1 protein-coding gene is annotated in these 230 nt (G+C 39.6%); it reads left to right on the top strand.

The window, feature by feature from the left end; translation table 11 throughout:
* Nucleotides 1-24: 24 nt before the first annotated feature.
* Nucleotides 25-230, top strand: a 206-nt coding sequence (locus tag AAEY78_RS15235) for a DUF885 family protein (protein WP_352340379.1), incomplete at its 3' end; no start/stop codon positions are given.

Genomic DNA, 230 nt, shown 5'->3' with positions numbered 1-230 from the left:
GAAGTTGCTCGTATAAGATCAGAAATGGAGCAGGTAATTAAAGATGTTGGCTTTAAAGGCAGTTTTGCTGATTTTTTAATGTTTTTACGCACGGATCCACAGTTTTATCCTAAAAACGCTGATGAGTTACTTAAAGAAGCAGCATTTATTGCCAAAAAAGCAGATGCCATGTTGCCTAAGTATTTCGGCAAATTACCGCGCACACCTTATGGTATTGCACCGGTACCTGC

The sequence above is a fragment of the Psychrobacter sp. 16-MNA-CIBAN-0192 genome, from assembly GCF_040309565.1.
GTDB lineage: Bacteria > Pseudomonadota > Gammaproteobacteria > Pseudomonadales > Moraxellaceae > Psychrobacter.
This window is presented reverse-complemented; position numbering and strand designations above follow the sequence as displayed.